Origin of the sequence: Novosphingopyxis sp. (genome assembly GCF_965218915.1) — a bacterium.
GTDB lineage: Bacteria > Pseudomonadota > Alphaproteobacteria > Sphingomonadales > Sphingomonadaceae > Novosphingopyxis.
Genome location: NZ_OZ244708.1, coordinates 1492471 through 1513094, shown reverse-complemented (window position 1 = coordinate 1513094; position 20624 = coordinate 1492471). Strand labels below are relative to the sequence as shown.

22 protein-coding genes are annotated in these 20624 nt (G+C 65.3%); 14 read left to right on the top strand and 8 right to left on the bottom strand.

The features are described from left to right. Positions 1-193 precede the first annotated feature (193 nt). Positions 194-583: a DUF3597 domain-containing protein gene (locus ACOQPC_RS06920; protein ID WP_420607905.1), complete on the top strand. Its 390-nt coding sequence runs from the start codon at positions 194-196 to the stop codon at positions 581-583. A gap of 49 nt (positions 584-632) precedes the next feature. Here ACOQPC_RS06920 and ACOQPC_RS06915 read toward each other — a convergent pair whose 3' ends face one another. Beyond that, positions 633-1970, bottom strand: coding sequence for a M1 family metallopeptidase (locus ACOQPC_RS06915; protein WP_420607904.1), 1338 nt, complete (start codon positions 1968-1970; stop codon positions 633-635). A 62-nt stretch (positions 1971-2032) separates the two neighbouring features. Further along, entirely contained in the window at positions 2033-3640 is a 1608-nt protein-coding gene (locus tag ACOQPC_RS06910) for a phosphoenolpyruvate carboxykinase (protein ID WP_420608090.1), read from the bottom strand. A gap of 302 nt (positions 3641-3942) precedes the next feature. Between ACOQPC_RS06910 and ACOQPC_RS06905 the strand changes: the two genes are divergently transcribed. From ACOQPC_RS06905 to ACOQPC_RS06870, 8 genes are all read left to right on the top strand, one after another. Further along, positions 3943-4653 carry a response regulator transcription factor gene (locus ACOQPC_RS06905; RefSeq protein ID WP_420607903.1) on the top strand — a complete coding sequence of 237 codons (711 nt, stop codon included), beginning with the start codon at positions 3943-3945 and terminating at the stop codon, positions 4651-4653. Between the two features lie 34 nt (positions 4654-4687). Continuing rightward, complete coding sequence (locus tag ACOQPC_RS06900; RefSeq protein ID WP_420607902.1) at positions 4688-6193, top strand: ATP-binding protein; 1506 nt, start codon at positions 4688-4690, stop codon at positions 6191-6193. Further along, a complete protein-coding gene (locus ACOQPC_RS06895) occupies positions 6190-6657 on the top strand; it encodes an HPr kinase/phosphorylase (RefSeq protein ID WP_420607901.1) in 468 nt (155 codons plus the stop codon). The genes ACOQPC_RS06900 and ACOQPC_RS06895 overlap by 4 nt, the downstream gene beginning before the upstream one ends. Further along, positions 6654-7610, top strand: a complete 957-nt coding sequence (gene rapZ / locus ACOQPC_RS06890) for an RNase adapter RapZ (protein WP_420607900.1) — start codon at positions 6654-6656, stop codon at positions 7608-7610. The genes ACOQPC_RS06895 and rapZ overlap by 4 nt, the downstream gene beginning before the upstream one ends. Beyond that, entirely contained in the window at positions 7607-8011 is a 405-nt protein-coding gene (locus ACOQPC_RS06885; RefSeq protein ID WP_420607899.1) for a PTS sugar transporter subunit IIA, read from the top strand. Before rapZ ends, ACOQPC_RS06885 begins: the two co-directional genes overlap by 4 nt. Beyond that, positions 8008-8286: an HPr family phosphocarrier protein gene (locus ACOQPC_RS06880; RefSeq protein WP_420607898.1), complete on the top strand. Its 279-nt coding sequence runs from the start codon at positions 8008-8010 to the stop codon at positions 8284-8286. The genes ACOQPC_RS06885 and ACOQPC_RS06880 overlap by 4 nt, the downstream gene beginning before the upstream one ends. Positions 8287-8311: 25 nt before the next feature. After that, positions 8312-9121, top strand: a complete 810-nt coding sequence (locus ACOQPC_RS06875) for a TrmH family RNA methyltransferase (protein WP_420607897.1) — start codon at positions 8312-8314, stop codon at positions 9119-9121. 255 nt (positions 9122-9376) lie between these two features. Then, positions 9377-9964: an META domain-containing protein gene (locus ACOQPC_RS06870; RefSeq protein WP_420607896.1), complete on the top strand. Its 588-nt coding sequence runs from the start codon at positions 9377-9379 to the stop codon at positions 9962-9964. Between the two features lie 333 nt (positions 9965-10297). On the opposite strand, the gene ACOQPC_RS06865 is transcribed toward ACOQPC_RS06870, so the two are convergent. The 3 genes from ACOQPC_RS06865 to fsa form a co-directional block, all read right to left on the bottom strand. Continuing rightward, entirely contained in the window at positions 10298-11677 is a 1380-nt protein-coding gene (locus ACOQPC_RS06865; RefSeq protein ID WP_420607895.1) for a DNA recombination protein RmuC, read from the bottom strand. 67 nt (positions 11678-11744) lie between these two features. Beyond that, positions 11745-11918, bottom strand: a complete 174-nt coding sequence (locus ACOQPC_RS06860; protein ID WP_420607894.1) for a hypothetical protein — start codon at positions 11916-11918, stop codon at positions 11745-11747. Positions 11919-12204: 286 nt separating this feature from the next. Then, positions 12205-12858: a fructose-6-phosphate aldolase gene (gene fsa / locus ACOQPC_RS06855; RefSeq protein ID WP_420607893.1), complete on the bottom strand. Its 654-nt coding sequence runs from the start codon at positions 12856-12858 to the stop codon at positions 12205-12207. A gap of 67 nt (positions 12859-12925) precedes the next feature. Between fsa and ACOQPC_RS06850 the strand changes: the two genes are divergently transcribed. Beyond that, the gene (locus tag ACOQPC_RS06850; RefSeq protein ID WP_420607892.1) at positions 12926-13603 is read left to right on the top strand and encodes a DUF2490 domain-containing protein; all 678 of its coding nucleotides are present in this window, start codon (positions 12926-12928) and stop codon (positions 13601-13603) included. Here the strand turns inward: ACOQPC_RS06850 and ACOQPC_RS06845 are convergent. The 3 genes from ACOQPC_RS06845 to hrcA all read right to left on the bottom strand — a co-directional run bounded on the left by ACOQPC_RS06845 (position 13600) and on the right by hrcA (position 16187). Further along, positions 13600-14304: a DUF4197 domain-containing protein gene (locus ACOQPC_RS06845; protein ID WP_420607891.1), complete on the bottom strand. Its 705-nt coding sequence runs from the start codon at positions 14302-14304 to the stop codon at positions 13600-13602. The two genes, ACOQPC_RS06850 and ACOQPC_RS06845, sit on opposite strands and share 4 nt — an antisense overlap. Before the next feature lie 207 nt (positions 14305-14511). Next, positions 14512-15102, bottom strand: a complete 591-nt coding sequence (gene grpE / locus ACOQPC_RS06840; RefSeq protein WP_420607890.1) for a nucleotide exchange factor GrpE — start codon at positions 15100-15102, stop codon at positions 14512-14514. Positions 15103-15143: 41 nt separating this feature from the next. Then, complete coding sequence (hrcA, locus tag ACOQPC_RS06835; protein ID WP_420607889.1) at positions 15144-16187, bottom strand: heat-inducible transcriptional repressor HrcA; 1044 nt, start codon at positions 16185-16187, stop codon at positions 15144-15146. A 212-nt stretch (positions 16188-16399) separates the two neighbouring features. On the opposite strand from hrcA, the gene rph reads away from it, so the two are divergent. The 4 genes from rph to ACOQPC_RS06815 all read left to right on the top strand — a co-directional run bounded on the left by rph (position 16400) and on the right by ACOQPC_RS06815 (position 20598). Further along, positions 16400-17116, top strand: a complete 717-nt coding sequence (gene rph, locus ACOQPC_RS06830; RefSeq protein ID WP_420607888.1) for a ribonuclease PH — start codon at positions 16400-16402, stop codon at positions 17114-17116. Between the two features lie 119 nt (positions 17117-17235). Then, positions 17236-17859, top strand: coding sequence for an RdgB/HAM1 family non-canonical purine NTP pyrophosphatase (gene rdgB / locus ACOQPC_RS06825; protein ID WP_420607887.1), 624 nt, complete (start codon positions 17236-17238; stop codon positions 17857-17859). 283 nt (positions 17860-18142) lie between these two features. Next, positions 18143-19300, top strand: a complete 1158-nt coding sequence (gene hemW, locus ACOQPC_RS06820; RefSeq protein WP_420607886.1) for a radical SAM family heme chaperone HemW — start codon at positions 18143-18145, stop codon at positions 19298-19300. 410 nt (positions 19301-19710) lie between these two features. Continuing rightward, the gene (locus ACOQPC_RS06815; protein ID WP_420607885.1) at positions 19711-20598 is read left to right on the top strand and encodes a tyrosine recombinase XerC; all 888 of its coding nucleotides are present in this window, start codon (positions 19711-19713) and stop codon (positions 20596-20598) included. Positions 20599-20624 lie beyond the last annotated feature (26 nt).

Here is a 20624-nt window from a genome sequence, read left to right as displayed (position 1 = left end):
AAAGGCTTGGCCAAAAATAGTGCGGGCCAAAGCGGGAAACGCCGTGCCGGGAATTTCTGTTCCGCTGCAAATCTTCATATCGTTTAAATGCTTGGCTAGGCACGCAAACCAATTTAATTTCTTTCCACACGACCGATATCGCACGTCATGCGTTTCCCTGATCGACCCGCCCCCGGGTATTCTGAGGAGACGCATGATGAGCATTTTCGGCAAGATCAAAGACGCTATTTTTGGGCATAAAGGCAAGAAAGCGACCGTGCCCAACGCCAACACCGCACCGCGCCCGACAACGGCCACACCTGGCGCTGCTCCCACCCAGACCCGGATGACGCAGGCGGACGTCGAGCGCATGCTCGAACAGAAGCCGGGCAGCGACAAGCTCAACTGGCGCACCTCGATCGTCGACCTGATGAAGCTGGTCGGCATCGATCCCAGCCTCGACAACCGCAAGGAACTGGCGTCCGAACTCGGCTATTCCGGCGCCAAGGACGGCAGCGCGGAGATGAACCTGTGGCTGCACGACAAGGTGATGCAGGAACTCGCCGCGCATGGCGGGCAGGTTTCTGCAGAGTTCACGAACTAAACGGATTTGAATGGAATAACGGCCTGCGATGGGCGACCATTGCGGGCCGTCATTCGTCGGATGCGACCGGCGCGCCGTAAACCCACTCGGCAAACATGAGCGAGAGATCGCGGCCGCTCGCCTCTTCCATGGCATTCTGGAAGTCCTTGCTGGTCACCGTTTCCCCGGCATGCCGCCGCGTATAGGTGCGCACCCCATTCCAGAACGCGGCATCGCCGAGCGACTGACGCAAATCGGCCAGGAACAGCGCGCCCTTGCTGTACTGGATGGCCCGCCGCACCCCAAGCGAGGGATATTTTCCCGCCCAGGCGAGCGGCTTGTCGTAGCCCAGTTCACGAGCCCGCGCGACCTTTCGGCGCGCGATATCGAGCTCTTGCCGATAGGCGGCCTCGCCCGAGCCATGCTCTTCCCATGCCGCCACCATGAAGGTGGCCATCCCTTCGTTCAGCCAGAAATCCCGCCAGGTTGCGCAGGTGACGAGATTGCCCCACCACTGATGCGCCATTTCGTGAGCGACGATCCAGGCCGATGACGGATCGTCGCGCTCGGCGTCCAACTCGGTATTGCCGATCAGCGAGAAGCTGGCCGCTTCCTGCGCTTCGCTCCCGGGAACCAGCAGCTGGGCATAGCGACGATCCGGAAACGGCATCCCGGCCTTGTCGGCAAGAAACCCGGCGATCGCAGGCGCCTGCGCAAACAGCGCGGTCAGATCGGCACCGGTCCCGGTCCCATCGAGATAGACGAGTTCGCCCGCCACGCTCTCGACGGAGCGGCGCGCGAACGGACCGGCGGCAAAGGCGTAGAGATAAGGCGAATAGGGCTGGCGGGATCGCCAGCGATGGCGCACCAGATCGCCGGGCAGTGCCACCTTCGGTCCCGCGCGCCCGACGGCCACCGACTCCACTCCGGCCGGTAAGAAGAGGTCGAGCGTCAGATCGGCCTTGTCGCCGGGGGAATCCTGCAGACACACCATCCAGTCGCATGCGAAATAGCTGCTATAGATACCGTTCGCGACCGCCGTGACGCCGCGCGCCGGAGTACCGGCGAACCGAAACCGCAGTTCGGCCTCGTCGCCTTTGCGCAGAACGTGGGGCAAAACGAACACAATGGCGTCATCGCCCGATTGCGATGCGACCGGAGCGCCGTCCACCGTCGCCTCGCTGATGTGCAGAGCGTTGGGGCTGAATGCCAACCGCGTCACCGCATCGGACGTGCCGCGAACCACGATCGTTTCCACGCCGGAAACGGCTGTCGTTGCAAGGTCGGGCCGAAGCGCCACGGCGTATCGCTCGACCTCGAAGCCTCGGCCCGGTTCGCCCGCCGTCGGTTGCGCATCGGCAGCCGTCGCGGCAGCCAACAGCGCGGACAGCATGAGAAAGCGGTTCATGCATTGCACGCTAGCGGCCGCGACCATTTTCGCCAAGCCGAGCTTGCGTCGACCCGTTTCTCTCAAGCCGCCGTCGGCGCAGCCTCCCGGACGCCCGCATCGACATGCGCTTCGAACGCCGCGAAATTGTCGATGAACAGCTTCACCAGCTTCGCCGCCGCCTCGTCATAGGCGGCCTGGTCGGCCCAGGTTTCGCGCGGATCGAGGATCGCGGCGTCGACGCCCGGCACCGCCATCGGCACCGCGAACCCGAAATTGGGATCGGTGCGGAATTCGGCGTCGTTCAGGCTGCCGTCGAGCGCGGCGTTGAGGAGGGCGCGCGTGGCCTTGATCGGCATGCGGCTGCCGGCGCCGTATTTGCCGCCGGTCCAGCCGGTATTGAGCAGCCAGCACTGCACCCCGCCCTCGGCGATGCGCTCCTTCAGCAGGTTGCCGTAGACGCTGGGGTGACGCGGCATGAACGGCGCGCCGAAGCAGGTGGAAAAGGTCGCCTCGGGCTCGGTCACGCCGATCTCGGTACCCGCGACCTTGGCGGTATAGCCCGAGAGGAAATGATACATCGCCTGATCGGGCGTCAGCCGTGAAATCGGGGGCAGCACGCCGAACGCGTCGGCGGTGAGCATGATCACGTTTTTCGGCACCGGGCCGAGATTGTTTTCGCTGGTGTTGGGGATGAATTCGATCGGATAGGCGCCGCGGCTGTTCTCGGCCAGGCTTGCATCGTCGAGATCGAGCGCGCGGGTCGCCTCGTCTATCACGACGTTTTCCAGCACCGTGCCGAAACGGCGCGTGGTCGAGTAGATTTCGGGCTCGGCTTCCTCGCTGAGGCGGATCATTTTAGCGTAGCAGCCGCCCTCGAAATTGAACACCGCGCTATCGGACCAGCCATGCTCGTCGTCGCCGATCAGCGTCCGGCTCGCATCGGCGCTGAGCGTCGTCTTGCCGGTGCCCGACAGGCCGAAGAACACCGCGGTATCGCCTTCGGGGCCGATATTGGCGCTGCAATGCATCGGCATCACGGATCTGGGCGGGAGCAGATAGTTGAGCAGGCCGAAAACGCCCTTCTTCATCTCGCCGGCATAGCGGGTGCCGCCGATCAGGATCAGCTTCTCCAAAAAGTTGACCGCGATCACCGTCTCGCCGCGCGTGCCGTGACGGGCGGGATCGGCCTGGAAACTGGGCAAGTCGATCACGGTATATTCGGGGGTAAACCCGGCCAGCTCGTCCGCGGTGGGGCGGCACAGCATGGTGCGGATGAAAAGATTGTGCCAGGCGAGCTCGTTGATCACCCGTACGGCGACGCGGTGCTCGGGCTGCGATCCGCCGAACAGGTCCTGGCAGTAGAGCGTCGTCTTCTCGCCCAACGCCTTCAGGAAATCCTCCTTCAGCGCGGCGAAATGATCGGGCGACATCGACGCGTTGTTGTCCCACCAGACACTGCCCTCGGTCTCGGCATCGCGCACGATGAACTTGTCCTTGGCCGAGCGGCCGGTATGCTTGCCGGTCTCGACCACCAGCGGCCCATCCTTGGCCAGGCGCCCCTCCCCGTTCGCGATGGCGGCTTCGACGAGCGCGGCACGCTGCAGATTCCAGAGACAATCGGCGGAAACGGAAAGACCCTGATCGGCCAGCGAGACGTTCGGGGCGGAGAAATTATGGTTGGACGGCATGGGACGCACTCTTTCTACGGCAAAGGCCACTTCTACGGCAAAGGCCACGCGCACCCGACGCGGCTCGGGAGCGTCGACGACCGTAGCGATCATGTATTTATACGTCAGGCGTAGATCAGCTTCGCCAAGGCGTCAATCGTCGCTGCACCGACGTAAACCGGAACGCAGCAAGCCCGGAAAACCGATATGTTCGGCCGTCTACCGGTGTCACGGCCATCGCGCCGATCATCGCCGCCAAGGTTGCGGCGGCGGGCGCGCTGTCCTAACGCGCGGCGGGCTGGAGCAATAAGGACAGGACCCCAATGGCCGGCACGATCGCCCTCGTCGACGACGACAAGAACATCCTCACCTCGGTCTCCATCGCGATGCAGGCGGAGGGCTACACCACGCGGATCTATTCCGATCCGCAGGCCGCGCTTGGCGCGATCGTCGACAACCCGCCCGATCTCGCCGTGCTCGACGTCAAGATGCCCGGCATGGACGGGCTGGAGCTGCTGCGCCGTATCCGCGAGAAGCATGAGTTCCCGGTCATCTTTTTGACCTCCAAGGATGATGAGCTCGACGAGGCGCTGGGTCTGGCGATGGGCGCGGACGATTACATCACCAAGCCCTTTTCGCAGCGGTTGCTGCTGGCGCGGATCAAGGCGATCCTGCGCCGCGTCGACTATATGAAACGCGCGGCCGAGGCCCATGGCGACGAGGAAGGCAGCGAGCCGATGGAGCGCGGCGATCTGGTGATGGACGAAGCACGGCACGAGGTGCGCTGGAAGGGCGCTCCTATCAGCCTGACCGTAACCGAATTCCTGATCCTGCAAGCGCTCGCCACCCGGCCCGGCCTGGTCAAGACGCGCAGCCAGCTGATGGATGCGGCCTATCAGGACGATGTCTATGTCGACGATCGCACGATCGACAGCCATATCAAGCGACTGCGCCGCAAATTCCGAGAGTTCGATGCCGGGTTCGAGGCGATCGATACGCTGTACGGAGCGGGCTATCGCTACTCCCCCGAATGAACCGGCCGGCCTGGCTTTGGGCTGGTCGCGGCGGATGTCGCTCACCACGCGCATCCTGGCGGTCAACATCTTTGCCGTGGTGCTGCTCGCGGGCGGGCTGTTCTTTCTCGACAGCTATCGTTCGCGCCTGACCGAAATCCGCATCGAGGCCCTGCAGCGTGAGGGCGATGCGATCGCCCGTGCGCTCGCGCTGCTGCCCGTCGCCAAGCGCAACGCTTTTCTGGTCGACAGCGCGCAGGCGCTCGACGCTCGCATCAGGCTGTACGGACCCGGCGGCTCAAAGATCGTCGACAGCTTTGCACTGGCCCGGCCGACCTATGATGTGCAGCAAATCGATTCGATCCCCTTCCGCCGCGTCTTCGCCAGCGAAGTCGACCGTGTAACCGATGCGCTGGTCGGCACGGCCGCGCCCCCTGAATACCGCGATCCGGCACCCGATATCGCGCAGAGCTGGCCCGAAATCATGGCGGCGGCCGGCGGCGGCACGGCCAGCGTTGCGCGGCAAGGCCCGGACGGTGCCTATGTTCTGAGCGCCGCGCGCCGGCATGGCGGCGGCGCGCTGCTTCTCACCACGCGCGCTGCCGATATTCGCGGCATCATCCGCGAGGAGCGGCTGACGATCGCGATCTTTTCGGTCCTGGTGCTGCTGATCTCGGTCTGGCTCTCGCTATTCCTGGCGCGCACCATCGTCAAACCGCTGCGCTTGCTCGCGCGCAACGCAGTAAAGGTCCGGCTGGGTTTCGCGCGCGAGGTTTCGATTCCCCGCCTCCCCTCGCGCCGCGACGAGATCGGCATGCTGGCGCGCGCCATATCCGACATGTCCAATGCGCTGAGAGACCGGATCGACGCGACCGAGGCCTTTGCCGCCGATGTCGCGCATGAGGTGAAGAACCCGCTCGCCTCGCTGCGGTCCGCACTCGAATCGCTGGAACGGGTCGAAGACCCGGAGCTGCGCGCGAAGCTGTTCGCGATCGCGTCCAGCGACGTGCGCCGGCTCGACCGGCTGATCAGCGACATCAGCGAGGCGAGCCGCGTCGATTCGCAGCTCTCGCGCGCCCAGTTCGAGCGGATCGATCTGGCCGCGATGATCGACCAGCTGCTCGTCGCGCGGCGCGAGCGTTCGACCGAAACCAAGGTCTATCTGCGCTTCGTCCGTCCCGCCGGGGGCGAGGCCCCGGTGATGGGCGAAGGGGTGCGGCTCGAGCGCGTTCTCGAAAATCTGATCGACAACGCGGTGTCCTTCTCCCCCCCCGGAGGCGAAGTCGAGATACTGGCCAGCAAGACGCCGCGCGAGGTACTGGTGCGGGTGATGGACGAGGGCCCCGGCGTGCCGCCGGATCAGCGCGAGGCGGTGTTCGAACGGTTCCACAGTCGCCGCCCCGCGCAGGAGGGGTTCGGCAAGCATAGCGGCCTCGGCCTGGCCATCGCCCGCACCATCATCGACGGGCACCAGGGCAGCATCCGCGCGGTCGACCGGATCGACGGACGCGAGGGCGCCTGTTTCGAAATCCGCCTGCCGCGCGCGGGAGGCATGGCATGAGCGGCGCGCCGCCGCGCTCCGAGGCGCTGCACGGCACCGCGGTGTCGATCGGCGGCACAGGCGTGCTGCTGCTGGGCGCGCCGGGCTCCGGCAAGTCCGATCTCGCGCTGCGGCTGATCGATCGCGGCGCGCTGCTGATCGCGGACGACCTTGTGCTGCTCGGCGTGCACGGCGAAGCAATCCGACTGTCCGGCACCGGCAACATGACCGGGCGGATGGAAATTCGCGGGATCGGCCTGTGCGGAATGCCCCATGTCGACAACGCGCCGTTCCGGCTCGCTGCGCTATGCGATCTGCCGCCCGAACGTCTGCCGACACCCGAGCATCGCCGCTGGCTGGGCATCGCCGTGCCGGCCGTGCGGCTGGCCCCGTTCGAGGCGAGCGCGCCGGTTAAGCTGGAATGGGCGCTGCGGGCCGTGGTTGACGGCACCTTCACCACGTCTAAAGAACGGGCCTTCCGATGACCGAGCGCGCCGCCCCGAAGACGATCCTGCTGGTCACCGGCCTGTCCGGGGCCGGCAAGTCGACCGCGCTCAACCAGCTCGAGGATCTTGGCTGGGAGACGGTCGACAATCTGCCGATCCGTCTGGTCGGACGGTTGCTCAAGACCCCGCCCGCCGAAGGCCAGGAACGGGGCGACGTACCGCTGGCGCTGGGCTTCGACAGCCGCACGCGCGGTTTCGCGCCGGAAGATCTGGTCGATCAGGTCAAGAAGCTGCAAAAGGCGCAGGACGTGACCATCTCCACCCTGTTCCTCGATTGCCAGGGTGCCGAGCTCGGGCGCCGCTTTGCCGAAACGCGCCGCCCGCACCCGCTCGCGCTGGACCGCCCCGCCGCCGACGGGATCGCCGAGGAACGTTCGCTGATGGAGCCGCTCCGGCGCTGGGCCGACACGGTCATCGACACCACAGGTCTCGCGGTCAACGATCTCAAGACGCTGGTGCGCGAGCGCTTCGAGGAGGTGCAATCGCGCGGCACCACCCTTTCGGTCACCAGCTTCGGTTTTTCACGCGGCGTGCCACACAATGCCGATCTGATCTTCGATCTGCGCTTCTTGCGCAACCCGCACTGGATCGACAAGCTGCGCCCGCTCACCGGGCTCGACGCGGCGGTGGGCGATTACGTGCGCGCCGATACCGATTTCGACGAAGCGTTCGCCAAGATCCGCGAGCTCGTGCTGTTTCTGCTCCCGCGCTACGAGAGCGAGGGCAAGGCCTATGTCAACATCGCGTTCGGTTGCACCGGCGGGCGTCACCGTTCGGTCTTTTTTGCGGAAAGCTTCGCGCGGATGCTGCAAGAGGAAGGCTATGCGCCGTCGATCGGCCACCGCAACCTGGCATCGCGCCCGGTGGACAGCCTGGAAAATTTCAGGGATGGCGATCGGGCGGGATCGTCGCTGCAAGAGGAAACGATATGATCGGCATGGTCCTGGTTACCCATGGCAATCTGGCGACCGAATTTCTGGTCGCCATGCAGCATGTCGTCGGACGGCAGGAGCAGGTCGCCACGATCTGCATCGGCCCCAATGACGATATGGAGGCTCGCCGCCGCCAGATCGGAGAAGCCGTGGCCGAGGTCGACAGCGGCGACGGCGCGATCGTCCTGAGCGATCTGTTCGGCGGCACCCCGTCGAATCTCGCCATCTCGTTGCTCGAAAAAGGCCGGGTGGAGGTGATCGCGGGAGTCAACCTGCCGATGCTGATCCGGCTCGACACTGCACGGCGCAGCCTGCCGATCGCCGAAGCGGTGGCGGCCGCCAAGGAGGCGGGCCGCAAATATATTTCCGTGGCCTCCGAACTGCTGGATTCCAATAAATGAGCGAGACCGCCCGGCGCACCGTGACGATCGTCAACGACAAGGGGCTCCACGCGCGCGCCAGCGCCAAGTTCGTCGCCATGGTCGCGCGGCTTCCGGATGACATCGCGGTGGAGGTGCTGAAGGACGGGCATGGCGTGCCGGGCGGATCGATCATGGGCCTGATGATGCTCGGCGCCGCCAAAGGCAACGATATCGACATCGCAGTCACCGGACCTGACGCCGAGCGGATCGCGGACAAGCTGGTCGGGCTCGTCATGGACGGCTTCGGCGAATAGAACGTCTTGGAGCACTGCTGAAACCGTGACCGCGCGCCACGTCATCACCGGGTTTTCCAACCCGACCGTCAAGCGCATCAGGAGCTTGCGCGACAAGAAGCATCGCCGCCGCGAGGGACGGTTTCTGACCGAGGGGCTGCGCATCCTCACCGAGGCGCGCGCGGCGGGGCATGTGCCCGAAACGCTGGTGCTGTCCGACCGCGCCGATCCTCACCCGCTCATCGATGCGCTCGAACAGGATGTGTTCGCGCGTGGCGGCGAGGTGATCGAGACCTCGGTCGATATCCTGGAAAAGCTCTCCGGCAAATCCAATCCGCAGACGGTGCTGGGCGTATTCGACGACCTGCCGACATCGCTGGACGCGATCGACCGCAGCGCCGCGCCGATCTGGCTGGTGGCGCAGGAAATCCGCGATCCGGGCAATCTGGGCACCATGCTGCGCACCGGCGACGCGGTGGGCGCGGGCGGGCTGATCCTGTTGGGCGACTGCACCGATCCGTTTTCGGTCGAGGCGGTGCGCGCGAGCATGGGCGCGCTGTTCACGCAGCAAATCGCGCGGGCCAATGGCGCGGATTTCCTGACCTGGCTGCGCGCCGGACCGGGGCAACTGGTCGGCACCAGCCTGCGGACCGACACCGATTATCAGGCGCCTAACTACATGCCTCCGGTGTTCATCCTCACCGGCAACGAAGCGCGTGGGCTGCCCGAAGATTACGAGGCGGCGTGCGACCTAACCGTGCGCATGCCGATGATGGGCAAGGCGGACAGCCTCAACGCCGCGGTGGCGACGGCGGTGATGGCCTATGAGGTGCTCAACCAGCTGCGCCGCACCTGATCGGGCGGGCGGATCGCGGGCTATCCGCGGGAACCCATATCGGTTGCGGAACGTTTTCGGGTCATGACCTGATCGCTCGCCCTGTGGCCGCTCGCCGCCCTCGCCCTGTCCGGCTGCGGGCAGAATTACCTCTACCCGCCGCTCAACTATCCGCCGGTCACGCAGGACCAGGCGCCCCCGGCCGGCGTCGACACCGCCTCCTACCGCGCGCTCGGCACCGAGCCGTTCTGGAACCTGGTCATCGATCCGCAGGCGATGCGCTATGACGGCGCCGATGGCGGTCGCTACACCATTCCCACCCCGCCCGCCTCGCCCAGTTTCAACGGGCTGCGCTATGTCGCCGAGGCAATGACGGTCGACGTCACGTACAGCGAATGCTCGGACGGCATGAGCGACCGGCGCTTTCACGACACAGTGACGGTGCAACTGCCCGACGGCCGCGATCTCAGCGGCTGCGGGGGAAGCATCCTGCCGCCGCAGGACTTGGCTGGCACCAGCTGGCGGATGCTCGACGTCAACGGCCTGCCGGTCGAGAGCACCGACGCGGTGCTGCGCTTCGACGGACAGACGGTGAGCGGATCGACCGGCTGCAACCGCTTCTCGGCGGACTATGCGATCGACGGCATGGCGGTGAGCTTCGGCCCGGCGCGCAGCACGCGCATGGCGTGCGCGCCCGGCACGATGGGCCAAGAACGCGCGCTGCTCGATCTGCTCGCTGCCGCCGAAGCCCAGCCGGTCGGCGACCGCGTCCGCCGGCTGGGCGCGATCCGCTACGCGCCCAACGGCAACATGATTTTGACGGCGCCGGAAGGGCGCGTGGCGGTGCTGAGCCAGGTTTTTTGAGAAGAGCTTTAGGGAGAAGTTGCGTTTTCACGAGCGTTATCGCCTGACCCAATTCACCCACATCCGTTCGTCCTGAGCCTGTCGAAGGACCGCATCCATTAAGTGAGCTCACCCTTGAACAGAGCAGCCCTTCGACAAGCTCAGGGCGAACGGTGTAGGGTAGGCCCGCTGATAATCCGTCTGGTGCGAAAAAAACTCTTGTCATTGCGAGGAGGCCCGGATTTATCCGGGGCGACGAAGCAATCCAGAGTTGGCGCGGCGCTCCACATGATGGCCAGCGCCAATGCGCCCTGGATTGCCGCGTCGCTCCGCTCCTCGCAATGACGGCAGTTCCTACTCCGCCGCCTCCGACCACGCCTCTTCCTCCTGCGCTTCCTCGACATCGCCGTAACGCGGCAGCGCGTCCAGCTCGGGCACCTCGTCCAGTTCCTTCTTGCCGGTATCCACGTTCAGCTCCTTGAAGCGCCGCCCGGTCGCCAGCACGTTGCGCTCGAAGCTGCCGACGAACTTGTTGTAGTTTCCGACCGCCGAATTGAGCCCCGATCCGACGCGCTTCAGATGCTCGGCGGCGACGGCGAGGCGATCGTACATCTCCTTGCCGAGTTGGCCGATCCGCTTGGCCTCGCGCGCCAGGCCTTCCTGCCGCCACACGCTGGCGACGGTCCGCGCGATCGCCACCAGATTGGTGGGCGTGGCCAGCAGCACACGCTTTTCGAACGCATAATCCCACAGGTCCGGCTGGTGTTCGAGCGCCGCGGCGAGAAAATGTTCGCCGGGCACGAACATGACGACATAGTCCGGCGCCTCGTCGAACTGGTCCCAATAGGCCTTGCGGCTCAGCCCGTCGATATGGGTCTTCATCGACCCGCAATGCCGCGTCATGAAGGACTCGCGCGTCACCTCGTCTTCCGCCCCGAACGCGTCCTGATAATCGTTGAGCGACACCTTGGCGTCGATCACCAGCGAGCGGCCGCCGGGCACCTTGACCACCGCGTCGGGACGCAGCCGCCCGTCCGCGGTATCGATGCTCTGTTCGAGCAGGAAATCGGTATGTTCCGCCAGACCACAGGTCTCGAGCACGTTCTTCAGCTGCTGCTCGCCCCAGCGCCCGCGCGCCTTGGGCGCGTTGCGCAGCGAATTGACCAGTTTCGCCGCCTCGGCCTGCACCCGGTCCTGCCCCTCGCGCATCTGCCCGATCAGGCCTTTCAGATCGCCATAGGTCGCCACGCGCTCCTTCTCGATCTTGCCGACCTGCTCCTCATAGGTCTTGAGCCGTTCTCCCACCGGCGCGAGCAGCTGTTTGATCTTCTCCTCGTTGCGGTCGCCCTGCTGGTTGAAGCGCTCGTCGGCGCGCCTCAGGAACCGCTCCTGCGCCTCGCCGAGCAATTTTCCGCCGATCTCGCTGAACTGCGCGCTGAGTGCCTCCTTGGCCTCGCGCAATTCGGTCATGCGCGCCTCGAACGAACGCTCGCGCTCCGCCTGTCCCGCCTTGAGCGAGGCCAGTTCGTGCCGCGCTTCCTCGGCACCGGAGCGCACCGTCGCCAGCTCCGTTTTGGCATCATCGCGCTCCCGGGCGACCGAATCGAGCTGCATCCGCAACATGTCGATCGCGCCGCGTGCGTCATCGCCGCCCCTTCTGGCAACGAACCAGCCAATCGCCAGTCCGAACAGAAGAGCTAAAATTATAAAAATTGATGCTTGTGCCGATTCCATGAGAGGCTCCTACAGGCATAGCACGTCGAACGAATAGGGGTGACGTCACGCGCCACCCCACGCTCGTTCATGCAGGTTCAAGCTTCACAAGTTCCATAAATGATTCAAGGTTTAGCCTTGCCTCGTCCTGCGACCAAAAACCGTCACAAGACATAGCAATCTGTTTCCCATAATCATTCAAAATGAACCAGCGATACAGCCAGTCACCATCTAGATGGACGAGGTAGAACCATGGATTCATGGTACCCTCCAAAATTGGAGGCGTTTCGCAGTCTGAAATCCATCTTATCCGCTAATAAGGCGCAAGCACAACCGGCCGAGCTTATTTTTTCTTATCTCTCGGGACGGGAATTGCGCAGCATTTCCGTTTCGCAGAAGGGAGTCGTTAAAGCGTGCAAAATACCTCAGTTGTTCGATTCAGATAACCGTCGGACACCTCCTATTTTCAATCAGTTGGCGGAACAAACCATGAATTAGCTGGATTGTCCAGTCGTCGGCAATTTAAAATTGTGGATAAAGGATCTCATTCAACCGATCGACTGCCCCGTCGCCTCCCAGTCCTTCAGGAACGCCGCGATGCCCTGGTCGGTCAGCACATGTTTGAACAGACCGCGGATCACGCTCGGCGGCATGGTGGCGACGTCCGCACCGATGCGCGCGCTTTCGAGCAGATGGATCGGATGGCGGATCGAGGCGACCAGGATCTGCGTGTCATAGGCGTAATTGTCGTAGATCAGCCGGATGTCGTCGATCAGCTTCATGCCGTCGAACCCGTTGTCGTCGTGGCGGCCGACGAACGGCGAGACGAATGTCGCGCCCGCCTTGGCCGCGAGCAGCGCCTGATTGGCCGAAAAGCACAAAGTTACGTTGACCATCGTGCCGTCTTCGGTGAGCTTCTTGCAGCTCTTCAGCCCGTCGATCGTCAGCGGCACCTTGATACACACATTGTCGGCGATCCGGCGCAGCGTCTCGGCCTCGCGCATCATGCCGTCATGGTCGAGCGCGACGACCTCGGCGCTGACCGGACCCTCGACGAGTCCGCAAATCTCGGTCACCACCTCCTTGAAATCGCGCCCCGCCTTCATGACCAGCGAAGGGTTGGTGGTGACGCCGTCGAGCAAGCCGGTCTCGGCGAGGTCGGCAATTTCGGCGGTGTCGGCGGTGTCGACGAAGAATTTCATGGGCGGGCGCTTTCGCTGTCGTTATGGAAGGGCTCTCCCTTCCGTCTTAGCCCGTGGCCCCCGCCCTATGCCAGCCCTAGTTCGCCCAGTTCTCCTCGGCGCCGCCGCGCTGATCGCCGCCGCGCCGGTCCATGCCGAACAGGTGGCGCAGGGATGGCTGAACGGCGCGGTCACCGTGCCGGTGGACGATGCCACCGGCTTCACGCTCGATACCAGCCTGCGCTTTTCCGAAGTCGCGGGCGGCCTGCAGCAATATATGATCCGCGGCACCGCGCAGACGCAGATCGCCCCCGATGTCACCATCGGCATCGGCTACGGCCAGTCGTGGAGTTACAGTGACGGCCGCTTCACCGGCGAGGAACAGCGGCCGCATCAGGACCTCGGCATCGGCCTTGGTCGAGTGCTTGGCGGAACGATCGCGACGCGTACGCGGCTGGAGGAACGCATTTTCACCGGCGACGGCGAGGTCGGCTTCCGCTTGCGCGAGCGGGCGCAATATGCCGGGCCCAAGATATCGTCCGGCGGCATCCAGCCCGTCGCGAGCATCGAGGCGTTCTACAATCTTAACGATACCGATCGCGGTGCGCGCCGTGGCTTCGACCAACTCCGGACCACCGCCGGCCTGCGGTTGCCGATCGCCGGTAAACTCACACTCGACGCGTCCTATTTCAACCAATGGATATTTCGCCGGGGCGAGGACCGGATCGGCCATACTGCGCTGCTGGCGTTCGGTTACAAGCTCTAGAGCGCTCCACCAATCCCGAGCGCCCCGATCAGCAGCGGGTCGTTGCTCGCGCGCGGATTGGCGCGGATGTCGGCCTCCTCGCGGCCGATGGCGTTCCAGATGACGTTATCGGCCGAACGCGAGATGCTGGTGGCGATGCCCTGCACATCGACGCCGCTGACCGCGCGGATCGCCTGGGCGACGATATCGTTCTGCTCCAGCCGCAGCGCGCCGCCTATTTCGGGCACCATCGCGCCGATGAGCGCGGTGCCCATGCTGCCGCGCAGGAAATCGGTCGCGGCCCTGGGGCCGCCGCGCAATATGGCGGTGGCGTCCGAGAAGCTGGCGCCGCGAATCGCTTCGGTCACCAGCGGCGCGGCGCGCTCGGCGCCCTGCTCGGCGGCGATGTTGAGTTGGCGCTGGAGCTGGCCGCGAAAGGCGGCGCTGCGCAGCACCGCGCCGACGATTGATCCGGTCGAGCCGAACTGGTCGGGCAGCGGGATGCGGTCGAGCTCATTGTCGTAGAAGCCGCCGGGCCGGAGCAACTGCGCGAACGCGTTTTGCGAGCTCAAAGCGAGCAACCGCCGCACCGCCTCGTTCAGGCTGAAGCCGGGGATCGACTGGCAACCTGGCAAGAGCAGCGCCGCCGACGCCATGACGCCACCGCCGAGAAACGCACGGCGGTGGAGCGGGTTGGCGCGGCTGGTCCGGGCAGTGGACATGGAAAAACGCTCCTGTTCGTTACGCTGCGGCAACGGACGGGGAGCGGGTTGCGTTCCCTGATGAAATCCGTGACCCTTGATCTACGCCGTCATTCCGGACTAGATCCGGAATCCAGAGCCCAGCGGCAATTCCATCCCGCCCTGGATCCCGGGTCAAGCCCGGGATGACGCTGGTTTTAATGCGAGAGCGCGTCCGCGTGCAAACGTCTATTCCGCCTTCTTCGCCACACCCACCAGCGCAGGCCGCAGCAGCCGGTCCTTGATCATGTAACCCGCTTGGATTTCCTGCACGACCGTGCCCGGCTCGGCCTCGTCGCTCGGAATTTCCATCATCGCCTGATGGACGTTGGGATCGAGCGGAAGGCCCTTGGCGGCGACGCGGGTGATCCCATGCTTGCCGAACACGTTCTCCAGCTCGCGCCCGGTCGCCTCGATGCCGGTGATGAGCCCGCGCCATTTCTCCTCGTCGCGCACCTCCGTCGGAATCGCGTCGAGCGCGCGCTGCAGATTGTCGTTCACCGACAGCACATCGCGCGCGAAGCCGGTGGCGGCATAGTTGCGCGCGTCGGCGGCGTCCTTTTCGGCGCGGCGGCGGACGTTCTGCGTTTCGGCCTGCGCGTAGAGCACGTTCTGCCGGGCCTCGGCGAGCTGGCTTTCCAGCTCGGCCAGACGATCATGTTCCTTCAGCTCGGGCGCGGTCTCGGCGGTTTCCTCGCGCAGCGCTTCCGGCACGCCTTTCAGTTCGGCTTCGGCCAGTTCCTTCTCGGCGGCTTCGTCCATTTGCTTGTCGTCGGTCATTCTTGAGTCTTTCGCACAAAAATCGGGGAAGCGCCGCGCCCTCAATCGACCAATCGCGAAAGCGCCCGCGCGGTGAAATCCACCATGGGCACGATCCGCGCATAGTTCAAGCGCGTGGGGCCGATCACGCCGACCACGCCGACGATTGTTCCGGCGCTGTCCTTGTACGGCGCGGCGATGACCGACGATCCGCTGAGCGAGAACAGCTTGTTCTCCGATCCGATGAAGATCTTGGTCGCTTCCGCCTCGCGCGCGCTGTCGATCAGCCGGGCGATTTCTTCCTCGCTCTCGATCTCGTCGAGCAGCTGCCGCACCCGGTCCAGATCGGCCGCGCTGCTTTCGTCGAGCAGCCGCGCCTGTCCGCGCACGATCAGCACCGGCCGGTCGCCCCCGTCGAGGCTCCAGGTGGCGAGGCCTTGGCGTACCAGATCGGCGCTGGCCCGGTCGAGCGCCTGCCTGCGGTCGCGGATCTCGCCGTCGATCTGCGCGAGCGCTGAGGACAAAGTGAGCCCCGCCAGATGCCGCGTGAGATAATTGGACGCCTCCGCCAGCGTCGCGTCGGTCACGCCCGGCGGCGGATCGACGATGCGGTTCTCGACGCTGCCATCCTCGCCGACCAGGATCGCGAGCAATTGCGTGTCCGACAGGCGCACGAACCCGAACTGCTTCAGCCGCGGTTCGCGCTTGGGCACCTGCACGATCCCGGCGCAGCTCGACAGGCCCGACAGCATCGCCGTGGCCGAGGCCAGCGCCTGCTCGATCGGCCCCGAACCGCTGAGCTGCGATTCGATCGCCTGCCGTTCCTCGTCCGAGGGCTCGGCGACCTGCATCAGTCCGTCGACGAACAGCCGCAGCCCGAGATCGGTCGGTAGCCGCCCGGCGCTGGTGTGCGGCGCCGCCAGCAGCCCGATCTCCTCGAGATCCTGCATGACGTTGCGGATCGTCGCGGGCGACAGGCCCAGCACGCTCGCCCGGCTGATCGTGCGCGATCCCACCGGCTGGCCGCTTTCGAGATACGCCTCGACCACGCTGCGAAAGATGTCGCGCGTGCGCTCGGTCAGTTCGGTGATGGGCGGGGTGGTCATATAAAGGAATCTAGGCGGCTTCGCACGCTTTGCCAAATTCCCTCTCCCTCGGGGAGAGGTAGCGCAGCTTGGCGCGCAGCGCCTAGCGAAGCTGGGTGAGGGTGATAGCCAATTCGTCACCCTCACCACTGCGCCCAGCCAGCAAGCTGGCAAGTCTCGTTGCCTCTCCCTAAGGAAGAGGCGTTAACAGCCATCCCACTTAAGGAATTCCCATGCGTCCCTCTTCCCGCGCCGCCGATGAAATGCGCGCGCTCCGCTTCGAAACCGGCTTCACCAAACATGCCGAAGGCTCCTGCCTCGTCAGCTTCGGCGACACGCGGGTGCTGTGCACGGCCAGCGTCGAGGACCGGCTGCCGCCGTGGATGCGCGGCAAGGGCGAGGGCTGGGTGACGGCCGAATATTCGATGCTGCCGCGCGCCACGCATACGCGCGGCATGCGCGAGGCGGCCAAGGGCAGGCAGTCCGGGCGAACGCAGGAAATCCAGCGGCTTATCGGGCGCAGCTTGCGCTCGGTCGTCGACATGAAAAAACTCGGCGAGCATCAGATCACGCTCGATTGCGACGTGATCCAGGCCGATGGCGGCACGCGCACCGCGGCGATCAGCGGCGCCTGGGTGGCGATGCGGCTGGCGGTCGATGGTCTCCTCAAGCGCGGCATGATCGCCGCCGATCCGATCGCGGCTAAGATCGCCGCGGTCAGCTGCGGCATCCATCAGGGCACGCCGGTGCTCGACCTCGATTATGCCGAGGATTCAAGCGCGGACGCCGACGCCAATTTCGTGCTGATCGAGGGCGGCCGCATCGCCGAGGTGCAGGCCACCGCCGAGGGTGCGACCTACGATGAGGAGGGCCTGCTGCGCCTGCTCCGCCTCGCCCAGATCGGCTGCGGCGAGATTTTCAAGGCCCAAGAGGCGGCGGTGAAGGGCTAGGTTTTCTATCTTCAAAACATCGTCATTCCGGGCTTGACCCGGAATCCAGGGCCGTTGCAGCGCTACGCTCACCCTGGATTCCAGCCTCGCCGGAAGGGCGAAAATGAGACAATATACTTATGCCCCGCAAACTCACCCCCGGCGAGCTTATCATCGCCACGCATAATGACGGCAAGCTGCATGAGATAACCGCGCTGCTTGGCCCATATGGCGTCACCCCGGTTTCGGCCGGACAGCTCGGCCTGTCCGAGCCCGCCGAGATCGGCACGACCTTTGCCGAAAACGCGCTGATCAAGGCGCGGGCGGCGGTCGCGGCGACGGGCCGCGTTGCGCTCGCCGACGACAGCGGCCTCGGCGTCGCCGCGCTGGACGGCGCGCCCGGCGTCTACACCGCCGACTGGGCGGAGAAACGCAGCTTCGAGGGGGGGCCGGGCCGCGACTGGTACATGGCGATGGGCAAGGTCGAGGGGAAGCTGGCCGAGCTGGGCGCGGATGTCGACCGATCGGCGCGTTTCTTCAGCACGCTGGCGCTGGTCTGGCCCGACGGACATCACGGGCTGTTCGAGGGCAGCGTGTCCGGCAGCCTGGTCTGGCCGCCGCGCGGGCAAAAAGGCTTCGGCTACGATCCGGTGTTCATGATCGATGGCGATACGCGGACCTTTGCAGAGATGGACCCGGCGCAAAAGCAGAAGATCGACCACCGCGCGGACGCCTTTGCCAAGCTGGTGGCGGCGGTATTTTAGGGCCGGAACCCAGCTTCGCTCCACCAGCTACAAAACGCTTTCCCACACGCCACTTTCCTGATAACCAAATAGGTTGTTAATTGCGAAAGGACCAAACGCCATGAATGCTGTAAACCCATCCTCCGTCAATCGGCGCCTCGGCGGCACGACCTTCGTATGGACGGCTTATTGCGAACGTTTTTTTTAAAAACACGGGTTTCGCGACAAGTTTGACAAGTTAAGCGGCGTTTACCGGGAAGGAACCGATCGCTTCGGCCCGAACCCGTCCACCTGGAAATCACCCATGCCCGCTCCCCTCGCCCTTTATATCCACTGGCCGTTCTGCGTCAGCAAATGCCCCTATTGCGATTTCAACAGCCATGTCCGCGCGTCGTACGACGAGGATGCCATGGGCGTCGCCCTACTCGCGGACATGGCGCATGAGGCGGCGCTGCTGCCGGGGCGCGAGCTCGGCTCGATCTTCTTCGGCGGCGGCACGCCTTCGCTGATGCCGCCCGCGCTCGTGGCGCGGCTGATCGAGGCGGCGACGACGCACTGGCGGCCCGCGCACGATCTCGAGATCACGCTGGAGGCCAATCCCGGATCGGTCGAGGCGGCGCGCTTCGGCGATCTGGCGGCGGCGGGCGTCAACCGCGTGTCGCTGGGCCTGCAGTCGCTCAGCGACGAAGCGCTGCGCTTTCTCGGGCGCGCGCATGACGTCGCCGAAGGCCTGGCGGCGCTGGCCACGGCGCAGCGCCATTTCGGGCGGGTCAGCTTCGATCTGATCTACGCCCTGCCCGGCCGGACGATCGCCGAGTGGGACGCCGAGCTGGCGCGCGCGATCGGGCTCGGCACCGGCCATCTCTCGCTCTACCAGCTGACCATCGAGCCGGGCACCCGCTTCGCCAGCGACGTCCGGCGCGGGGATTTCGCGCCGATGGACGACGATCTGGCGGCGGAGTTCTTCGCGCTCACCCAGGCGCGGACCGCGGCCGACGGCCTGCCCGCCTACGAGACCAGCAACCATGCCCGGCCGGGCCAGGAAAGCCGCCACAACCTGGCTTACTGGCGCTACGGCGACTATGCCGGCATCGGCCCCGGCGCCCACGGGCGGCGGCTCGCCATGGCGACCGAGCGGCACCGCAAGCCGGAGAATTTCCTGAGCGCGGTGGACCGGAACGGCCACGGGGCACGAGCGGAAACCGCGTTGTCACCCGAGGAGCAAGCGATGGAGGCGTTGCTGATGGGCCTGCGCTTGCGCGAGGGTGTCGACCTCGGCGTCATGGGGTCGCGCTTCGGGTTCGTCCAAACCGCGCTGGTCGATTTCGCCGCGGTCGAGCGGCTGGCGGGGCATGGCCTGATCGAACGCGGCGGCGCGCGGCTAAGCCTGACCGAAGCCGGTCGCCCCCTGCTCGACGCGATCCTGGCGGAAATCGTGGCGATCGAACCGGTGGCGGCTTGATGCCCCGCCGTCCTCTCGACGTGCGTAGCTCCGAACCTGTCGAAGCCTCTCCTGAGCGGCTGCTGCAAGCAGGCAACCGAAGGCAGCGCTTCACCTTGTCGGGATACGTCGTTCGACAAGGTCATTACAGCTTTTGCAAATCCGGCTCACTTGCCGTCAAGCCAACCGACATGACTTGCCAATATCCGTTCGTCATGCCTGCGAAAGCTGGCATCTCGGGCGTGCTGGCAATCCGGCTCGAGACCCCAGCTATCCGGGTCCCAACAAAGTACTACTCTGTTGGGTGCCCTTTCGCCGGGGCGACCAGAAAGGCTTGGGGTGACGAGAAAAGGCAGTGGGTTTGCAAGGAAACAATCACCTTCGACAAACTAAGGACTAACGGTTTTTGTAACAAGCTTTACACTGCCGCCATGGCCCATCCGCTCGTCCGCGATTTCGCCGCCTTCCTGAGCGACGACCGCCGTCGTTCGCCGCATACGATACGGGCCTATGTCGCCACGGCCGAACGGCTTGTGGATTTTCTGGGGAGCGAAGCGGGCAGCGCCGATAAAATTTCCCTTTCAGCTATATCCGCGCAACAACTCAGAAGATTTCTAGCCGATCGCCGGGCCGAGGGTATCGGCAACCGGTCGGCCGCGCGCGAGTTTTCGGCGGTCCGTGCATTCCTGAAGTTCGCGAGCGGCGACAATGCCGTGCTGCCGCGCATCAAGGCGCCGCGCGCGCCGCGCACAGTGCCACGCCCGGCCGCACCGGGCGACATCATGGCGCTGGGCGAAGACATGGCCGAGGCGGCACGCGAGCCATGGATCGGCGCGCGCGACTGGGCGGTGCTGCTGCTGCTCTACGGCTGCGGGCTGCGCATATCGGAAGCGCTGTCGCTGACCGGCGGCGACCTGCCCCTGCAGGAAACGCTGCGCGTCACCGGCAAACGCGGCAAGACACGGATCGTGCCGGTGCTGCCCGCCGTGCGCGAGGCGGTCGAACTTTATGCCGCGCTCACCCCCTACCCTGCCGCTAAGGGCGAAGCGCTGTTTCGCGGCACACGCGGCGGCCCGATGGCACCGGCGACGATGCGGGGCGCCGTCATGTACGCCCGCCGCCGGCTGGGGCTGTCCGAACGGCTGACCCCGCACGCGCTGCGCCACAGCTTCGCGACGCATCTGCTGGCGGGCGGGGCCGACTTGCGGTCGCTGCAGGAACTGCTCGGCCATGCCAGCCTGAGTTCGACGCAGATCTATACGGCGGTCGACGCGGCGCATCTGCTCGACGTCTACCGCAGCGCACATCCGCGCGCCTGAGCGAACGAGCGGTCGCTCCGCCCGCC

Coding starts and splice junctions, on each gene's coding strand:
- ACOQPC_RS06920 (WP_420607905.1), top strand. CDS start 194: ATGATGAGCATTTTCGGCAAGATCAAAGACGCTATTTTTGGGCATAAA.
- ACOQPC_RS06915 (WP_420607904.1), bottom strand. CDS start 1,970: ATGAACCGCTTTCTCATGCTGTCCGCGCTGTTGGCTGCCGCGACGGCT.
- ACOQPC_RS06910 (WP_420608090.1), bottom strand. CDS start 3,640: ATGCCGTCCAACCATAATTTCTCCGCCCCGAACGTCTCGCTGGCCGAT.
- ACOQPC_RS06905 (WP_420607903.1), top strand. CDS start 3,943: ATGGCCGGCACGATCGCCCTCGTCGACGACGACAAGAACATCCTCACC.
- ACOQPC_RS06900 (WP_420607902.1), top strand. CDS start 4,688: ATGTCGCTCACCACGCGCATCCTGGCGGTCAACATCTTTGCCGTGGTG.
- ACOQPC_RS06895 (WP_420607901.1), top strand. CDS start 6,190: ATGAGCGGCGCGCCGCCGCGCTCCGAGGCGCTGCACGGCACCGCGGTG.
- rapZ (WP_420607900.1), top strand. CDS start 6,654: ATGACCGAGCGCGCCGCCCCGAAGACGATCCTGCTGGTCACCGGCCTG.
- ACOQPC_RS06885 (WP_420607899.1), top strand. CDS start 7,607: ATGATCGGCATGGTCCTGGTTACCCATGGCAATCTGGCGACCGAATTT.
- ACOQPC_RS06880 (WP_420607898.1), top strand. CDS start 8,008: ATGAGCGAGACCGCCCGGCGCACCGTGACGATCGTCAACGACAAGGGG.
- ACOQPC_RS06870 (WP_420607896.1), top strand. CDS start 9,377: ATGCGCTATGACGGCGCCGATGGCGGTCGCTACACCATTCCCACCCCG.
- ACOQPC_RS06865 (WP_420607895.1), bottom strand. CDS start 11,677: ATGGAATCGGCACAAGCATCAATTTTTATAATTTTAGCTCTTCTGTTC.
- ACOQPC_RS06860 (WP_420607894.1), bottom strand. CDS start 11,918: ATGAATCCATGGTTCTACCTCGTCCATCTAGATGGTGACTGGCTGTAT.
- fsa (WP_420607893.1), bottom strand. CDS start 12,858: ATGAAATTCTTCGTCGACACCGCCGACACCGCCGAAATTGCCGACCTC.
- ACOQPC_RS06850 (WP_420607892.1), top strand. CDS start 12,926: ATGCCAGCCCTAGTTCGCCCAGTTCTCCTCGGCGCCGCCGCGCTGATC.
- ACOQPC_RS06845 (WP_420607891.1), bottom strand. CDS start 14,304: ATGTCCACTGCCCGGACCAGCCGCGCCAACCCGCTCCACCGCCGTGCG.
- grpE (WP_420607890.1), bottom strand. CDS start 15,102: ATGACCGACGACAAGCAAATGGACGAAGCCGCCGAGAAGGAACTGGCC.
- hrcA (WP_420607889.1), bottom strand. CDS start 16,187: ATGACCACCCCGCCCATCACCGAACTGACCGAGCGCACGCGCGACATC.
- rph (WP_420607888.1), top strand. CDS start 16,400: ATGCGTCCCTCTTCCCGCGCCGCCGATGAAATGCGCGCGCTCCGCTTC.
- rdgB (WP_420607887.1), top strand. CDS start 17,236: ATGCCCCGCAAACTCACCCCCGGCGAGCTTATCATCGCCACGCATAAT.
- hemW (WP_420607886.1), top strand. CDS start 18,143: ATGCCCGCTCCCCTCGCCCTTTATATCCACTGGCCGTTCTGCGTCAGC.
- ACOQPC_RS06815 (WP_420607885.1), top strand. CDS start 19,711: ATGGCCCATCCGCTCGTCCGCGATTTCGCCGCCTTCCTGAGCGACGAC.